The organism is Streptomyces sp. NA02950 (assembly GCF_013364155.1).
In the GTDB taxonomy this organism is placed as follows: Bacteria; Actinomycetota; Actinomycetes; order Streptomycetales; family Streptomycetaceae; genus Streptomyces.
Genome location: NZ_CP054916.1, coordinates 2412668 through 2430696, shown reverse-complemented (window position 1 = coordinate 2430696; position 18029 = coordinate 2412668). Strand labels below are relative to the sequence as shown.

Annotated in this window: 11 protein-coding genes; 9 read left to right on the top strand and 2 right to left on the bottom strand. The window is 68.9% G+C overall.

What is annotated here, in order from left to right; genetic code table 11:
* Positions 1-219: 219 nt before the first annotated feature.
* Positions 220-4074, bottom strand: coding sequence for a GH92 family glycosyl hydrolase (locus HUT19_RS10210; RefSeq protein ID WP_176180155.1), 3855 nt, complete (start codon positions 4072-4074; stop codon positions 220-222).
* Between the two features lie 202 nt (positions 4075-4276).
* Complete coding sequence (locus HUT19_RS10205) at positions 4277-4777, bottom strand: hypothetical protein (RefSeq protein WP_254885513.1); 501 nt, start codon at positions 4775-4777, stop codon at positions 4277-4279.
* A gap of 366 nt (positions 4778-5143) precedes the next feature.
* On the opposite strand from HUT19_RS10205, the gene ngcE reads away from it, so the two are divergent.
* The 9 genes from ngcE to HUT19_RS10160 all read left to right on the top strand — a co-directional run bounded on the left by ngcE (position 5144) and on the right by HUT19_RS10160 (position 18025).
* Entirely contained in the window at positions 5144-6580 is a 1437-nt protein-coding gene (ngcE, locus tag HUT19_RS10200) for an N-acetylglucosamine/diacetylchitobiose ABC transporter substrate-binding protein (RefSeq protein ID WP_176180153.1), read from the top strand.
* 57 nt (positions 6581-6637) lie between these two features.
* Positions 6638-7708, top strand: coding sequence for a carbohydrate ABC transporter permease (locus tag HUT19_RS10195; RefSeq protein ID WP_254885512.1), 1071 nt, complete (start codon positions 6638-6640; stop codon positions 7706-7708).
* A 61-nt stretch (positions 7709-7769) separates the two neighbouring features.
* The gene (locus HUT19_RS10190) at positions 7770-8714 is read left to right on the top strand and encodes a carbohydrate ABC transporter permease (protein ID WP_176180152.1); all 945 of its coding nucleotides are present in this window, start codon (positions 7770-7772) and stop codon (positions 8712-8714) included.
* A 317-nt stretch (positions 8715-9031) separates the two neighbouring features.
* Positions 9032-10267 (top strand): ROK family transcriptional regulator, encoded by a 1236-nt coding sequence (locus HUT19_RS10185; protein ID WP_254886146.1) that lies wholly within the window; start codon positions 9032-9034, stop codon positions 10265-10267.
* A 180-nt stretch (positions 10268-10447) separates the two neighbouring features.
* Positions 10448-11551, top strand: a complete 1104-nt coding sequence (locus HUT19_RS10180; RefSeq protein ID WP_176180151.1) for a substrate-binding domain-containing protein — start codon at positions 10448-10450, stop codon at positions 11549-11551.
* A gap of 124 nt (positions 11552-11675) precedes the next feature.
* Positions 11676-12464: an ATP-binding cassette domain-containing protein gene (locus HUT19_RS10175; RefSeq protein ID WP_176180150.1), complete on the top strand. Its 789-nt coding sequence runs from the start codon at positions 11676-11678 to the stop codon at positions 12462-12464.
* Positions 12461-13765, top strand: a complete 1305-nt coding sequence (locus HUT19_RS10170; protein ID WP_176180149.1) for a sugar ABC transporter permease — start codon at positions 12461-12463, stop codon at positions 13763-13765. The genes HUT19_RS10175 and HUT19_RS10170 overlap by 4 nt, the downstream gene beginning before the upstream one ends.
* A gap of 170 nt (positions 13766-13935) precedes the next feature.
* Positions 13936-15918, top strand: coding sequence for a 1-deoxy-D-xylulose-5-phosphate synthase (gene dxs / locus HUT19_RS10165; RefSeq protein WP_176180148.1), 1983 nt, complete (start codon positions 13936-13938; stop codon positions 15916-15918).
* A gap of 637 nt (positions 15919-16555) precedes the next feature.
* Positions 16556-18025: an amino acid permease gene (locus tag HUT19_RS10160; protein ID WP_254886145.1), complete on the top strand. Its 1470-nt coding sequence runs from the start codon at positions 16556-16558 to the stop codon at positions 18023-18025.
* The last annotated feature ends 4 nt before the right edge of the window (positions 18026-18029 follow it).

Genomic DNA, 18029 nt, shown 5'->3' with positions numbered 1-18029 from the left:
GGACGGTCGCCGCTCGTCCGAAGGCCGCGACCGCTCTTCGCCCCGCTCGCGACCTGGCCGGCCGAGAACCTGCCCGAGGTCCGGCGGGCCCGGCTGGACTACGACGGCGAGGAGACGGCGCCCACCGGTCCTCGGTGGGGCTGAGGCGCCCGGCACGCACGCGGGCCGTGACCGGCGGACTTCCGGCCACGGCCCGCCTCCCTCACCTCATCGCTGGGGTCAGCTCAGCAGCTCCACCTCGGCCAGGGTCGCCTTGGCGTCCGGCACCAGGCGGTAGTGGCCGTACGAGCCCGGGGCATGGACCGAGAAGACGCGGGTCTGCTTGTCCCAGGCGAAGGACTCACCGGAGCGCCGGTCCAGGTTCTGCCACTTCTCGCCGTCGGACGAGCCCTGGAGCACCCACCCGGACGGGGCCTTGCTCCGGTCCGACGAGGTCAGGGTGTACTGCACGGCGCGGCCCGGCTCCGTGACCGGCAGGTCCACCGAGGTGAATGTCGCGTCCGTGCCGGAGGTGTTGTCCAGCACCGCCGTGCCGCCGCTGGGCACGGTCAGGTCGCGGCGTGGAGTGGGCACCTTGTCGTCGTCCGTGATGGAGGTCGGCGCGGCGTTCTTTCCCGTTCCCCATGCCGAGGGCTCAGGCCCCATGGCGAACTCCAGCGTGCCGCCGGGGGCGAGCAGCGAGTGGGGCAGCGCGGTCGAGGACCACGGCTTCCCGTTGACCTTCAGGCCCTGGACGTAGACGTTCCGCGCGCTGTTGCGCGGCGCCTTGATCACCAGGTCGCGGCCGTTCTCCAGGTGCACCGTGGCCTTGGTGAACAGCGGGGACCCGACCGCGTACTCCGAGCCGCCCATCACCAGCGGGTAGAAGCCCAGCGAGCTGAAGAGGTACCAGGCCGACTGCTCGCCGTTGTCCTCGTCGCCGTGGTAACCCTGGCCGATCTCGCTGCCGTTGTAGAGGCGGGAGAGCACCTCGCGCACCTTCTCCTGGGTCTTCCAGGGCTGACCCGCCGCGTCGTACATGTAGGTGGCGTGGTGGGCGACCTGGTTGCTGTGCCCGTACATGCCCATGCGGACGTCGCGTGCCTCGGTCATCTCGTGGATGACCCCGCCGTAGGACCCGGCGAACTCGGGGGAGGCGGTCTCCGGGGTGGAGAAGTAGCTGTCGAGCTTCTTGGCGAGGCCGGACCGCCCGCCGTAGAGGTTGGCCAGGCCCCGGCTGTCCTGGGGCGCGGTGAAGGCGTAGCCCCAGCCGTTGGTCTCGGTGTAGTCGTAGCCCCAGATCCGGGGGTCGTACTTGTCGGAGGGCACGCGCCACTTTCCATCGGCGTCCTTGCCCTGGAAGAAGCCCGCCTTGTCGTCGAAGAGCGAGACATAGCCCTGCGCACGGTGCAGGAAGTACTCGGACTCCTCCTTGTAGCGGGCCTTCTTCGTCTTCGCGTAGAGCGCCTTGCCCATGTTGGCGAGGCCGAAGTCGTTGAGATAGCCCTCCAGTGCCCAGGACAGTCCCTCATGGGTTTCGGTGCTGGTGTAGCCCAGGAAGGGCGAGCTGGACATGCCCTTCCGGCCGACGCCCGACGTGGGCGGCACGGTGGTGGCGTTCTTCAGCGCGGCCTCGTACGCGGCCTCGGCGTCGAACCGCACGCCCTTCAGATACGCGTCGGCGAAGGCCACGTCCGAGCTGGTGCCGGTCATCAGGTCGGCGTAGCCCGGTGAGGACCAGCGGGATATCCAGCCGCCGTCCTTGTACTGCTGCACGAAGCCGTCGACCATCGTGCCCGCCCGCTTCGGGGTGAGCAGGGAGTAGGCGGGCCAGGTGGTGCGGTAGGTGTCCCAGAAGCCGTTGTTGACGTACACCTTGCCGTCGACGATCTTCGCGCCGGTGTGGGTCGGGGTGTTCTCCCCGGTGGCCGGTGAGAAGGCGCTCGCGTACTGGTGGCGGGGCTTCGCCGCCGTCCCGGTGTTCTCGAAGGCGGAATTGGGATAGAGGTACAGCCGGTAGAGGCTGGAGTAGAGCGAGGTGAGCCGGCCGCGGTCCGCGCCCTCGACCTCGACGCGGCCCAGGATGTCGTCCCACTCCGCCTGGGCAGCCCGCTTGACCTGCCCGAACGACCGCGACGCGGGCAGCTCCAGGTCGAGGTTGGCCTTCGCCTGGCCGACGCCGATCAGCGAGGTGGCCAGCCGCAGGGTGACGGTGCGGTCCTTGCCGGGGGCGAAGCGGAAGTAGCCGGTGACGTCCTTGCCGCCGCCGCCCGGCAGTTTGCCGCTCGCGGTCACGGGCGCGTCGAAGACGCCGTAGACGAAGAGCCGGGTGGCGCCGGTGGACAGTCCGCTCTTCACATCCGAGTAGCCGCTGACCACACCGTGCTCGGCGTCGAGCGTCAGCCCGCCGTCGCCGGTGACGTTGTCGAAGAGGACGCTGGCCCGCTCGCCCGGGTAGGTGAAGCGCATCATCGCCGCGTGGTCGGTGGGCGCGATCCTCGCCTTCAGCCCGTTCTCGAAGGTCACCCCGTAGGCATAGGGCCGTGCGGTCTCGCGGTCGTGGCGGAACGGCAGCGCGCGGGCGGTCCGGGAGGCGTCCGGTATCCCGGACGCGGTGGACGGCATCAGCTGGAAGGTCTGCCGGTCGCCCATCCAGGGGCTGGGCTCGTGGCTGGCGCTGAACGCCTGGATGGTGGGCAGGTTGTCGGCGTTGTTGGCGCGGGCGTACTGGTAGATCCAGTCGGTGGAGCCCGCGTCCGTCACCGGTGTCCAGAAGTTGAAGCCGTTCGGGACGGCGGTCGCCGGGAAGTTGTTGCCGCGCGAGAAGCTGCCGCTGGAGTTGGTGCCACGGGTGGTCACCGCGTAGTCGGACAGATGCGACAGCCGCCGCGCGGGCGCCTTCGGGGCGATGGAGATGTCGTCCACCCAGCCGCGGAACTTCGCCGGGCCCTTGGGGGAGTCGTACGCCACCAGGATCCGGTCGACCGTCCGGCCCGCGGCGACCGCCCCGATCCGCGACTGCTTATGGTTCCACTGGTTGACGTAGAGCGTCTTGGAGGCCGCCTGGCCCCCGGGGCTCATCCGGGCGCCGTGCTGGTCCACCGCATCCGCCAGCTCACTGAGGTAGCTGCCGTCGGTGAAGGCGAGGTCGACGGAGACATGGGTGGCCGGATAGCTCAGGTCGGTCTCCGGCATCGAGGGGAAGATCCGGTACGACAGCACGGTGTTCCGGCCGACGGCCGTGTTCACGTCGAAGACCTTGTTGTACGAGTACGCCCGGCCGTCCGGCTTGTGGGTGCCCGCGTAGCGCAGGGCGTGGGTGCCGGTGAAACCCGCACGGGCCTTGGCGGTGGGGGATCCGGCGGGGCCGCGGTCCACCTCGCTGCGCATATCGGAGGGGGCGGGCGGGGCGGTGCTGCCGTCCGCCAACTGCACCTCGGCGAGCTGGACGAGGTCGTCCCCGGCGTTACGGGTGATCTCCAGCCGGAAGTGCCGGTAGCCGGTGGAGTTGTCGAAGTCGAAGGTGCGGGTCTGCTGGCGCGAGTCGAAGGTCTCGTCCTTCCGGCTGTCCAGCGTGGTCCAGTCGGAGCCGTCGGCGGAGCCCTTGAGGGTCCAGTCCCTGGGGTCCCGGCCGGGGGCGTCATTGGCGGAGGTGAGGGCGTAGCGGACGGCCTCGACCGGTTCGCTCAAGCCGAACTCCAGCCAGGCGGTCTTGTCGAACACCAGCCACTTGCTGGTGAGCTCACCGTCGACCAGGTTCTCTTTGGTCTCCCCGCCGGAGGCGTTCTCACCGCTCGCCCGGACCTCGGTGACCTTGTCGGTGACATTGCCCGGGATACCGGAGGAGTAGCCGCCGTCCACCCCGGACGCCTTCTTCTTCCCGTCGGGGCCGGTCTCGACGGTGTTGCGCCAGTCCGGCCGGGGATCGTCCGGCTCGAAGGACGAGGCGAACGTCCGGTCGGTGTGCCGTGCGGTGTCCGGGCCGTGCGGGTCGGCCGCCGCTGTGCCCTGCGCCGTCACCGCCAGCAGAACGGCGGCCAGCAGGGCGGCCGTTCGTCCGGTTCTCCGTCGTCGCGGTGGTCGTCCCTGTCGCATGCTCCACCTCTCCATGCGTATGACAACGTTGTCAAGCTGCATCGCGCAGAGATAAGTAGGACGGCCGGGGGACGGCGGTGTCAAGAACGCGGCGGGGACCGGATCCGGTGGGCGGCGGAGCGGCCGGAGGGCCCACGCACCGCGGGCCGTACGCCCGTTGGGGGGTACGGCCCGCGGCCATCAGGGTGATTCGGGAGCGCGGTCAGTCGGCCGAGTCGGACTTGGTGCCGAGCGAGAGCCGGCACTTCTTCGCCTTCTTGGAGCTGTCCGCCTCGAACGCGGTGACCTTGATGGTCTTGTCGGAGTCGCCCGGCACCGGGGCGTCGGACTTGGTGCCCGTGGTCACCACCTTGCCGGCGTCGTCGACGAAGCCGACCAGCAGGGTGTAGTAGGCGGTGGTGGAGCTGGAGTTGCTGATCTTGATGTTGGCGTAGGGCTTGCCGTCCGAACCCCAGCCGCAGGTGCCCATCTTGGCGTCCGAGGTGACCAGGGCGGACCCGCCGGTGGGGCTGTCCGTGGGGTCGTCGTAGGGGTCGTCGGTCGGGTCTTCGGTGGGCTCTTCGGTGGGCTCGACGGGGAGCTGGGCCATGCCCTTGCCTATCGCCGCCCCGCCCTTGGTGTCTCCGGCCGACGAGCCGCCACCGTCGGAGCCGCATCCCGCGGTCAGAGCGAGTGTCGCCGCCACGACAACGCTGGTGGTCAAGGGGAGCTGCTTCCGGGACACAGGGGAACCGCCTCTCGAGTGATCATGCGCACGGCGGCACGCCGTACGGGCTGAGGCCCCCTACGGTATGTCGGACAGGTCTCAACTCGGGAAAGACTGTTACCCAATGAAGATTCGATCTTGCCCAGTTGATACCGAGTGGACTATACCTGTCGCCCCAGGGGGAGGGCCGCACTGCCGCCCACTTCGCACGGGCCCCGGCGGGCCTCCGCACTCCCCGGCGCACACCCAGCAATACTCCGCTTCACGCTTCAACTGACCCGCGGTGTCGGGCCCCTCGCCGGAGGCGAGATGTACGGGAGACCGTTACACCGCCTGAGTCCTGACGAAGGCGAGGACTTGAGCATGGGATCCACACCAGATGTCGGCCGCCGTGACCTGGTCAAGCGGTCAGCGGCGCTCGGACTGATCGCCGTGCCGTCCGTCAGCGTGCTGAGCGCCTGCGCGAGCGGCGGTGACGACGATTCCAACAAGGTCGACAAGGGCAAGAAGAGCGCCAAGAACCCGCTCGCCGTCAATGAGAGCGTCGGGCTCGACGTCGTCATCTTCGACGGCGGTTTCGGACAGCAGTACGCCAAGGACGCCGAGAAGGAATTCACCAAGGCGTTCCCGAAGACCGCGGGCAAGGTCAAGCACTCCGCCACTCAGAAGATCCAGACGACCCTCCAGCCGCGGTTCAACGGCGGCACCCCGCCGGACCTCATCGACAACTCCGGCGCCGAGCAGATGGACTTCGGCACCCTGGTCGGCAAGAAGCAGCTGACGGACCTGACCCCGCTGCTGGACGCGCCCTCCATCGACGACCCGAAGAAGAAGGTGCGCGACACCCTGCGCCCCGGCGTGGTCGAGATGGGCCAGTTCGACGGCAAGCCGGTCTGGGTCCTCTACTACGCCTACACCGTCTACGGCGTCTGGTATTCCAAGAGCAATCTGGCAAAGCTCGACGTGGAATACCCGGAGACCTGGGACGACATGCTCGCGGTCTGTGCCAAGGCCAAGAAGAAGGGCATCGCCGGCTGGACCTACCCCGGCAAGTACCCCTACTACCTCCCCTTCAGCCTCTACCCCTTCATCGCCAAGATCGGCGGCGCCGATGTCCTGATCGCCATCGACAACCTGGAGGAGAACGCCTGGAAGCACCCGGCCGTCAAGGCCGCCTTCGAGGCGTACTACGAGCTCTACAAGAAGGGCTACATCCTCAAGGGCACCCCGGGTCTGACCCACATCGAGTCCCAGACCGCGTGGAACGAGGGCAAGGCGCTGTTCATCCCGAACGGCTCCTGGGTGGAGAACGAGGCGAAGAAGACCACGCCGAAGAACTTCCAGATGGCGGTGGCCGCGCCGTCCAGTCTGGACAGCGGCGACAAGATGCCCTTCGGCACCCTGTGGGCCTCCGGCGGTGAGCCCTTCATCGTGCCCAAGACGGCGAAGAACCCCGAGGGCGGCATGGAGCTGCTGCGCATCATGCTGGGCGAGAAGTCCACCAAGAACTTCGTCCAGCAGGTCTCCTCGCTCACCTCGCTCAACGGCGGCACCGAGGGTCTTTCGCTGCCGCCGGGGCTGGCGTCCGCGCAGGAGGCCCTGAAGAAGGCCGGGACGAACGTCGTCAACCCGCGGCTCCAGGACTGGTACGTCGCGCTCCAGAAGCAGCAGATCGGCGTTGGCGTGCTGGGCGAGATGATGGCCGGCCGGATGACCCCGGCCGAGGCGATCAAGAAGATCCAGAAGTTCGCCGACGCCACGGCCAAGGACGACGCCGTCAAGAAGTACAAGCACGTCTGATGGGATTCGATGCGTCACCAGTGGTAGTGGCCATGGGGGAAAACCGAGGTCGGTGAGATGCAGAAGGTCAGGACTCGGACCGGTGCGCAGGGCGAGAAGAAGAACCGGCCCCGGCGCGGCAAGGATTCCTATCCGAGAGTGATCCGGTGGCTCCTGGAGTGCTGGGCGGCCGTGGCCCGGTGCTTCCGGGCCGTCTGCCGGCCGATCGCCCGGTGGTTCCGGAAGTACGGCTTTGTCGTCGGTTTCCTGACACTGCCGATCTCGTTGTACGCGGTCTTCGTGATCTCACCGTTCATCCAGGCCATTCTGTACTCCTTCACGGACTGGACCGGTCTGAGCTCCGACTTCAAGATGGTCGGGTTCGACAACTACGACTGGCTGCTCCACGACGACCTCTTCTGGAAAGCGGTCGGACACAATGTCCTGCTGCTTGTGGTCGTACCACTGGTGACGCTCGGCCTCGGGCTCTTCTTCGCCTTCATGCTCAATGTCGGCGGCCGGGGCCGGAAGAACGCGGCCGTGTCCGGAGTGCGCGGTTCGAGCCTCTACAAGGTCGTCTACTTCTTTCCGCAGGTGCTGTCGATCGCGATCGTCGCCCTGCTGTTCCAGTTCACCTACAACCCGCGCAACGGGGCGCTCAACGCCTTTCTGGGCGGAATCGGCCTGGACTTCCTCCAGCAGCAGTGGCTGGCCGATCCCGAGCTGGCCCTGTGGTGCCTGATGGTCGTGATGGTCTGGTGCAACGTCGGTTTCTACGTCGTCCTGTTCTCCGCCGGGATGAGCTCCATCCCCAAGGACTTCTACGAGGCGGCGCTGCTGGACGGGGCGAACCGGATCACGACCTTCTTCAGGATCACCCTGCCGCTGCTGTGGGACACCGTCCAGACCGGCTGGATCTACATGGGGATCCTCGCCCTCGACGCCTTCGCCGTGGTCCAGATCATGACCGTGGGACCGGGCGGGCCCGCCGACTCCACCCAGGTGCTGGGCTACTACGTCTACACCAAGACCTTCCGCGACGGGCAGGCGGGCCGTGCCACCTCCATCGGGGTGGCGATGCTGATCGTCACCATGATCTTCGCGGTCGTCGTGTCCAAGCTGGGCCGGCGCGAACGGCTGGAGTACTGATGCCCGGGCCATGCACCGCAGACCACGACCGCCGCCCGACCGCCGATCTGGGGGTATCGCAGTGACCTCACCAGCACAGCCCTCGGAACTCCGCGGCGCCACCAAGGACGACGCGGCGCCCCGTGAGCCCGCCGGGGACCAGCTCCCTCCGCGCTACACCCCCGAGGGCCGCATCGGCAGCGAGGGCAAGGTCCTCAACGTCTTCTCCCACGGAATGCTGGTGCTCTGGGCGCTCCTGGTCACCATGCCGCTGCTGTGGGCGGTGATGAGCTCCCTGAAGACCGACAAGGAGATCTTCACCTCTCCCTGGGGGCTGCCCGGCAGTCTGCACTTCGACAACTGGACGCGCGCCTGGAGCAAGTCGAACATCGGCGACTTCTTCCTCAACACCGTCGTGGTGGTGGGGTGCTCGCTGGTGGGCACCATGCTGCTGGGCGCCATGGCGGCGTACGTCCTGGCCCGCTTCGAGTTCCCGGGCAAGCGCGTCATCTACTTCATGTTCGTGGGCGGGATGAGCTTCCCCATCATCCTGGCGCTGGTGCCGCTGTTCTTCGTGATGAAGAACCTGGCCCTGCTGAACACCTTCCACGGGCTGATCCTGGTCTACATCGCCTATTCGCTGCCGTTCACCGTCTTCTTCCTCACCTCGTTCTTCAAGACCCTGCCGTCCTCGGTGGCGGAGGCGGCCCTGATCGACGGCGCCTCCCAGACCCGTACCTTCTTCCAGGTCATGCTGCCGATGGCGAAGCCGGGCCTGATCAGCGTCGGGATCTTCAACTTCCTCGGGCAGTGGAACCAGTACATGCTGCCGACGGTGCTGAACACCGAGGAGGACAAGCGGGTGCTCACCCAGGGTCTGGTGCAGCTCGCGGCCAGTCAGCAGTACAAGGGCGACTGGTCGGCGCTGTTCGCCGGGCTGGTGCTGGCCATGCTGCCGGTCCTTGGCGTCTACATCATCTTCCAGCGGCAGGTCCAGGCCGGTCTGACGGCGGGCGCGATCAAGTAGACCCGCCCCCTCGCGACCCGGTAACGGGGCGCCCCCGCCGTTCGGCGGGGGCGCCCCGTACCCTTGCGGGAAAGCGGCCCCCTCGGCGCGGAACGTCGCACGTCAGTGTGCTGATCGCACATGCGCGCTGCGCCGCGCGCGCCGCCGTGACCGGGAGTCGCCCGGGAGCCGTCCGGAAGGTGTCAAGGACTTGACGTGGGACAACCAAGGCGGCTCATCTTAGAGTTCACATGTTGGAGACACCGCTGGGCCTCACTGCTGCGGCCCGGCCGGCGGAGCGGCCGTCGTGCCGCCCGTGAAGGCGGGAGTGGATGGGCGTGGAGACTCCGGGATCGCAGTCGTCGCTGCACCGGGCCAACCTCGAGCGGGTGGTCCGTGCGGTGCGCATGGCGGGCTCGCTGACCCAGGCGGAGATCGCCCGGAGCACGGGGCTGTCCGCCGCCACCGTCTCCAATATCGTCCGTGAGCTCAAGGACGGGGGAACCGTCGAGGTCACGCCCACTTCGGCGGGTGGCCGCCGGGCCCGCAGCGTCTCCCTGAGCGGCGACGCGGGCATCGTCGTCGGCGTGGACTTCGGCCATACGCATCTGCGCGTCGCCGTCGGCAACCTCGCCCACCAGGTGCTCGCCGAGGAGTCCGAGCCGCTGGATGTGGACGCGTCCGCCGCACAGGGCCTGGACCGGGCCGAGCAGCTGGTCAGCAGGCTGATCGCGGCCACCGGACTGCGCCAGGACAAGGTGGTCGGCGTCGGGCTGGGAGTGCCCGCGCCCATCGACGTCGAGACGGGCACGCTGGGCTCCACGGCGATCCTGCCGGGCTGGGCGGGCACCAACCCCCGCGATGACCTCGCCCAGCGGCTCGGGGTGCCGGTGCACGTCGACAACGACGCCAACCTGGGCGCGCTCGGCGAGCTGGTGTGGGGGTCCGGGCGCGGGGTCGCGGACCTCGCGTACATCAAGGTCGCCGACGGTGTCGGTGCCGGTCTGGTGATCAGCGGACAGATCTACCGCGGCCCCGGCGGTACCGCAGGCGAGATCGGGCACATCACCCTGGACGAGTCGGGCCCGGTCTGCCGCTGCGGCAACCGCGGCTGTCTGGAGACCTTCACCGCGGCCCGCTATGTGCTGCCGCTGCTGTACTCCAGCCATGGCATGGATCTGACCGTTGAACGCATGGTGCAACTGGCCCGCGAGGGCGACCCCGGCTGCCGACGGGTGATCGCGGACGTCGGGCGCCATATCGGCAGCGGAGTGGCGAATCTGTGCAATCTGATCAACCCGAGCCGCATGGTGCTCGGCGGTCAGCTCGCCGAGGCGGGGGAGTTGGTGCTCGCTCCGATCCGGGAGTCGGTGGCCCGTTATGCCATCCCCAGCGCCGCACGGCAGCTCTCGGTGATGCCCGGGGCGCTCGGCGGCCGGGCCGAAGTGCTGGGCGCGCTGGCGCTGGTGCTGAGCGAGATGGGCGATTCGACACTGCTGGATGGGGCGGATGGGGCGGCTGGGGCGGCTGGGGCGGCCGGGGCGGTTCCGGCCGGAGCGCCTGCCCTGACCTGAGTACCTTTGTCCGGTCACGCTGCGTCTATGGGACCTCGTCCGGCTGCGTTCACTCAGATAACGAATGGCACCGTTGCCATCTCGTTAAGGATTTACTTCTTGACGCCATGCGAGCGGCCGAGTTGACTTCCAGCCACCTCGGCCGCGTGGACGCGGCCTCGTCAGGGAGGTCACCCCCATATGAACGCAACGATGCGTCGCGTCGCCATAGCCAGTGCCGTCGTGTCCATGGCAGTGTCGCTCGCCGCCTGTGGCTCGGCGAAGGAGGCCGACAGCGACAAGTCGGACCAGAAGAAGAAGACCGGTCCGCTCACCATCGGTCTGCTCCTGCCGGAGGACCAGACCGCGAGATACGAGAACTTCGACCGACCGCTGATCACCAAGAAGATCAAGGCACTCTGTGCCGAGTGCAAGGTCCTCTACGTCAACGCCAAGTCGGACACCGCGCTCCAGCAGCAGCAGGTCGACTCGATGATCACCAAGAAGGTCGACGCGATCATCCTGGACGCGGTGGACTCCGAGGCCATCGCCAGCTCGGTCAAGAAGGCCGACGAGGCCGACATCCCGGTCGTCGCCTACGACCGGCTCGCCCAGGGCCCGATCTCCGGGTACACCTCCTTCGACAACGAGAAGGTCGGCAAGGTCCAGGGCAAGGCGCTGCTCAAGGCGCTGGGCGGCAAGGCCAAGGACGGCAAGATCGTCATGCTCAACGGCTGGGAGGCCGACCCCAACGCCGCCATGTTCAAGAAGGGCGCGCTCTCCGTCCTCAAGGGCAAGGTGGACATCGGCAAGCAGTACGACGTCGACCGCTGGCTGGCGGACAAGGCCAACGAGGCCATGAACGGTGCCATCTCCTCGCTGGGCAAGAACAACATCGTCGGCGTCTACTCGGCCAACGACACCATGGCCGGCGGCGCGATCACCGCGCTCAAGAGCGGCGGCGTGGACCCGCTGCCCCCGGTCACCGGACAGGACGCCGAACTCGCCGGTGTGCAGCGCATCCTGGCCGGTACCCAGTACATGAGCGTCTACAAGCCGTACGAGCCGGAGGCCACCGCCGCCGCCGAGATGGCCCTCGCGCTCGGCCGCGGTGAGAAGCCCAACGAGTCCAACACGGTGGACAGCCCGACCACCAAGGGGATCCCGGCCACGCTGATCACCCCGGTCTCGCTGACCAAGGACAACATCAAGGACACCGTCATCAAGGACGGTCTCTACAAGGCAAGCCAGATCTGCACGGCCAAGTACAAGGCCGCCTGCGAAGAGGCCGGCCTCCTCAAGTAGTAGCGCCCGCCGGGCCGCCCGTGATCCTGCGGGCGGCCCGCGACGGCCCCCTGACACCCCAGCCGAGGGGAGAGAGCGCTCTCCCCTCCGTCATGCAGCAGGGCTCTCCCTGCCCGGAACGGAGATGGCCATCGTGCCGAACGAACCCGTGTTGGCGTTGCGCGGGATCTCCAAGCGATTTGGCGCTGTCCAGGCGCTGAGCGACATCCACCTGGAGGTCCATGCCGGTGAAGTTGTCGCCCTGGTGGGCGACAACGGCGCGGGCAAGTCCACCCTCGTCAAGACCATCGCCGGAGTCGGCCCCGCCGACGAGGGCGTCCTCGCCTGGCAGGGCAGGCCGGTCCAGGTCAGCCGGCCGCACGACGCCCAGGACCTGGGCATCGCGACCGTCTACCAGGACCTGGCACTCTGCGACAACATCGACGTCGTCGGCAATCTCTTCCTCGGCCGCGAGATCCTGCGCGGCGGGGTGCTGGACGAGGTCGAGATGGAGCGCCGCGCCCGTGAGCTGCTCCAGACCCTGTCCATCCGGATCCCCAGCGTGCGGATCCCGATCGCCTCGCTCTCCGGCGGCCAGCGGCAGACCGTCGCCATCGCCCGCTCGATGCTGGGCGAGCCCAAGCTGGTGATCCTGGACGAGCCGACCGCCGCCCTGGGCGTCGAGCAGACCGCCCAGGTGCTGGACCTGGTCGAGCGGCTGCGCGAACGCGGTCTCGCCGTGATCCTCATCAGCCACAACATGGCCGACGTCAAGGCGGTCGCGGACCGGGTCGCGGTGCTGCGCCTGGGCCGCAACAACGGCACCTTCGACGTCCGGTCCACCTCTCAGGAAGAGATCATTTCCGCCATCACCGGCGCCACGGACAATGCCGTGACCCGCCGCAAGGCGCGCAGCGGGGAGGTCGCGAAGTGACCACCAATGTCCGGAAGAACAACGGCGGCAGCCACGCCAAGCGCGGTCCGGCCGACGCCAACCCGGTCGCCGCGGACGCGGTCACCGCCGTGGACCCGCGGCTGCTGGTGCGTCAGGAGGGCTTCAAGGGCTACCTGACCGAGTTCAGCCGCAAGATGCGCAGTGGTGACCTGGGCGCCGTCCCGGTCATCATCGGCATCGCCATCATCTGGGCGGTCTTCCAGTGGAAGGACAGCGCCTTCCTCTCGCCCAAGAACCTCTCCGATCTGTCCATCCTGATCGGCGGCACCGGCATGATCTCGGTCGGGATCGTGTTCGTCCTGCTGCTGGGTGAGATCGATCTCTCCGTCGGGTCGATCAGCGGTCTGGCCGCGGCCACCCTGACGGTGCTCAATGTGAACCACGGGGTGCCCGAGGGGATAGCGGTGGCCGCCGCCCTGGGTGCCGGTGCCGTCCTCGGCGCGCTGCACGGTTTCTTCTTCGCCAAGATCGGCGTACCGGCCTTCGTGGTGACCCTGGCCGGTCTGCTGGCCTGGAACGGGCTGATGCTCCAGGTGCTGGGAACCACCGGCACCATCGGCATCGCCGACGACAGCTTCGTCCGCACCCTCACCGACCACTACTTCACCCAGCTGGTCGCCGCGTACGGGGCGGCGACGGTCGCGGTGGCGGGCTTCTTCTTCGCCCAGTTCGTGGACAGCAGGCGGCGCAAGGCGGCCGGTGTCCCCTCCCGGCCGCTGAGCGAGATCCTGGTGCGCACCGCGGTGATCGCCGCGATCGTCTTCACGGCGGCGTGGCGGCTGAACGAGTACAAGGGGCTGCCGCTCGGCCTGGTGATCTTCGTGGTGGTGCTGGTGCTGCTGGACTTCGTGGTCCGCCGCACCGCCTACGGACGCAAGGTGATGGCGCTCGGCGGCAGCGTCGAGGCGGCGCGCCGCGCGGGCATCAACGTCGTGGCGGTGCGGATGTCGGTCTTCGCGCTCTCCGGGTTCATGGCCGCCTTCGGCGGTCTCATGATCGCCTCCCGGGTGGGCTCCGCCAGTCAGCAGGCCGGTACCGGCAACCTGCTGATGGAGGCCATCGCGGCCGCGGTCATCGGTGGCACCAGCCTCTTCGGCGGCCGGGGCTCGGTCTGGTCCGCACTGCTCGGCATGCTGGTCATCGGCTCGATTTCATCCGGTATGAACCTGCTGGGCGTGGCCAACTCCGTGCAGTACATGATCACCGGTGGGGTGCTGCTGGCCGCCGTCGTGATCGACTCGGTGTCGCGCAGAACACAACGCTCGGCCGGACGCGGTTGATCCGCCGCGGCCGGAGGACCACAGCCCGGCACCGCCCCGCGAGGCGGTGCCGGGCTCGTCCGTTCGCGTGACCCACATCGCATGGGCCGGGGTCTTCGGCGCAGAGCGGAACACTAGACTCGGGCGGACCGGCAAGGCTCGATGGAGACGCTCGAAGCAAGGAGGCACGGGTGCTGCTGACCCGCATCAGGGGACCGCGCGATCTGGACCGGCTCGCTCCGGAGGAGCTGGACCAGTTGGCCGCGGAGATCCGCACCTTTCTCGTCGACGCCGTCTCCAAGACCGGTGGCCACCTCGGCCCCAACCTCGGTGTGGTCGAACTGACCATCGCCCTGCACCGGGTCTTCGACTCGCCCCGCGACAAGGTGCTGCTGGACACCGGGCACCAGTCCTACGTCCACAAGCTGCTCACCGGCCGCCAGGACTTCTCCCGGCTCAAGAGCAAGGGCGGGCTGTCCGGTTACCCCGCGCGCGCCGAGTCCGAGCACGACGTCATCGAGAACAGCCACGCCTCGACCGTCCTCGGCTGGGCGGAGGGACTGGCCAAGGCCAACGAGCTGCTCGGCAAGCAGGACCATGTGGTCGCCGTGATCGGTGACGGGGCGCTCACCGGCGGGATGGCCTGGGAGGCGCTCAACAACATCGCCGCCGCCAAGAACCGTCCGCTGGTCATCGTGGTCAACGACAACGAGCGCTCCTACGGCCCGACCATCGGCGGACTGGCCAACCACCTCGCCACGCTGCGCACCACCGACGGCTACGAGCGCTTCCTCGCCCGTGGCAAGGACCTGCTGGAGCGCACCCCGGTCGTCGGCAGGCCGCTGTACGAGACCCTGCACGGCGCCAAGAAGGGGCTCAAGGACTTCATCACCCCGCAGGGCATGTTCGAGGACCTGGGGCTGAAGTACGTCGGTCCGATCGACGGCCATGACATCGAGGCACTGGAGTCCGCGTTGCAGCGGGCCAAGCGGTTCGGCGGCCCGGTCATCGTGCACTGCCTCACCGAGAAGGGCCGCGGCTACCAGCCCGCCCTCCAGGACGAGGCGGACCGCTTCCACGCCGTCGGCAAGATCCACCCGGACACCGGGCTGCCGATCTCGGCCTCCGGCGCCGACTGGACCTCGGTCTTCGGCGAGGAGATGGTCAAGCTCGGCGAGGAGCGCGAGGACATCGTGGCCATCACCGCGGCCATGCTGCACCCGGTGGGCCTCACCGAGTTCGCCAAGCGCTTCCCCGACCGGGTCTACGACGTCGGCATCGCCGAGCAGCACGCGGCGGTCTCGGCGGCGGGCCTGGCCACCGGCGGTCTGCACCCGGTCTTCGCGGTCTACGCCACCTTCCTCAACCGCGCCTTCGACCAGGTGCTGATGGATGTGGCGCTGCACCGCTGCGGGGTGACCTTCGTCCTCGACCGCGCCGGGATCACCGGTACGGACGGGGCCTCGCACAACGGCATGTGGGACATGTCGATCCTTCAGGTCGTCCCCGGGCTGCGGATCGCCGCCCCGCGCGACGCCGACCAGGTCCGTGCCCAGCTGCGCGAGGCCGTCCAGGTCGACGACGCACCGACCGTGGTGCGCTACTCCAAGGGCGCGGTGGGCCCGGCGGTGGCCGCGGTCGGCCGGATCGGCGGGATGGACGTTCTGCGCGAGCCCGCGCAGGACGAGGGCGAGCGGCCCGATGTGCTGCTGGTGTCGGTCGGGGCGCTCGCCCCGATGTGTCTGGAGGCTGCCGACCTTCTCGACAAACAGGGCATTTCCACCACGGTGGTGGACCCGCGCTGGGTCAAACCGGTCGACGAGGAGCTGCCCGCGCTCGCCGAGCGCCACCGCGTCGTGGTCACCGTCGAGGACAACAGCCGGGTCGGCGGTGTGGGCTCCGCCATCGCCCAGGCGCTGCGCGACTCCGGCGTCGACATGCCGGTACGCGACTTCGGCATCCCGCCGCGCTTCCTGGACCACGCCTCCCGCAAGGAGGTCATGGCCGAGATCGGGCTGACCGCCCCCGACATCGCCCGACAGGTCACCGGCCTGGTCTCCCGGATCGGCAACCGAACCGGGGACGAGGCCGCCGAGCCCGCCGAGGCGACCGGTCCGGGCCGCGCCGGGCGGGTGACGCAGCCGGCGTCCGCCGGGGAGCCGGTGCGCGACTAGGCCCTGTCCGGTGGATCTTATCGGGCCCGCGACGCCTGGCACCGCGCCCCCAGCTACCGCTGGGAGGTGCCCCCGGCTGCGTTGTCGGAGTCGCCCGAGTACGCCCAGTACGAGGGCGATCCTCCGCCTTGCGATCCTCCCCCAGCTACCGCTGGGAGGTGCCCCCTGCACCAGACGCCGCGGGCTGACCCTCAAAGATCCACCGGACAGGACCTGAGCGCTCCGCGGGAAGTGCCGCGAGGCGCGCTCGTTCGTCCGCGGCCGCGTCGTGGCCGGTCGCGCCCACGCGGCGGAGCCGCACAGCGACACGGCCCCGCGCCCCTTCGGGGCGCAACCGCACCGCACCGGACGTCAGCGAGGCCGCTTGGCCACCACGACCGCCTCCCGTCCGCGACGGCTCACCGGGCCGGTCGGCGCCTTCGGTGCTCCGACCGGCCCAGCGCGTATCCCGCGGGCCCGCCCCATCGGGTGAATCGGCGCGGGCCCGGAGTGTGCCCCCGCCCCGCTCCCACCGGTTGGCTGAACCATGGGCGCGCACGGGGCACGGGCAGGCGTGGAGGTGGCACCGGTGAGCGAATCGAGACCCGACGGCGGCTCCGGAGGCCGCGGTGCCCAGGCCAAGGCCCGGCCGGACTATCTGCGGACCAAGTCCGTCGAGCGGTCCATCCAGGACACCGAGGAGCCCGAGCATGCGCTGACGCGGTCCCTGTCCGCCCTGGACCTCACCGTCTTCGGCGTCGGCGTCATCATCGGGACCGGCATCTTCGTGCTGACCGGATCCGTCGCCAAGGAGCAGGCGGGCCCCGCGACCGCGCTCGCCTTCGTCGTCGCGGGCGTCGTCTGCGCCCTCGCGGCCCTGTGCTACGCGGAGTTCGCCTCGACCGTGCCGGTGGCCGGGTCCGCGTACACCTTCTCGTACGCCTCGCTCGGCGAACTGCCCGCCTGGATCATCGGCTGGGACCTGGTGCTGGAGTTCGCGCTCGGCACCGCCGTGGTCGCGGTCGGCTGGGCCGGGTACATCCGCTCGCTCCTGGACAACGCCGGCTGGCACCTCCCGCTCGCCCTCTCCGGCCCCGAGGCGGCCCACGGCTTCGCCTTCGACCTGCTCGCCTTCCTGCTGGTGCTCGTGCTCACCGTGATCCTGGTCCTCGGCATGAAGCTGTCCGCGCGGGTCACCTCCGTCGTCGTGGCGATCAAGGTGACCGTGGTGCTGCTGGTCATCATCGTGGGCGCCTTCTTCATCAAGCCCGGGAACTACGACCCCTTCATCCCCGAGCCCAAGGGCACGGTCGCCGGCTCCGGGTTCAGCGCACCGCTGATTCAGCTGATGTTCGGCTACGAGCCGACGACCTACGGCGTCCAGGGCATCTTCGCCGCCGCCGCGGTCGTCTTCTTCGCCTTCATCGGCTTCGACATCGTGGCCACCGCCGCCGAGGAGACCCGCAACCCGCAGCGCGACATGCCACGCGGCATCCTCGGCTCGCTCTTCATCTGCACCGTCCTCTATGTCGCGGTGTCCATCGTGGTCACCGGGATGCAGAAGTACACCAAGCTGTCGATCGACGCCCCGCTCGCCGACGCCTTCAAGTCGACCGGCCATCCCTTCTACGCGGGCCTCATCAGCTTCGGCGCGGCCGTCGGGCTCACCACGGTGTGCATGATCCTGCTGCTCGGCCAGAGCCGGGTGTTCTTCGCGATGAGCCGTGACGGGCTGCTGCCGAGGGTCTTCTCCAAGGTGCACCCGCGGTTCGCCACGCCCTACCGGTCCACGATCCTGCTGGGTGTGATCATCGCCATCGTCGCCGGGTTCACCAGCATCTCCGAGCTGGCGGCGCTGGTGAACATCGGCACCCTCTTCGCCTTCGTCGTGGTCGCCCTCGGCGTGATCATCCTGCGCCGCACCCGCCCCGATCTGCACCGCGCCTTCCGCACCCCCTGGGTGCCGGTGCTGCCGCTGCTGTCGGTGGCGGCCTCGCTGTGGCTGATGCTCAATCTGCCCGCGGAGACCTGGCTGCGGTTCGGGGTGTGGATGGTCATCGGCTTCTTCGTCTACTTCCTCTACGGACGCCGCCACAGCCGGATGACCACCGCCGGAAAGCGCCGCTAGCGCC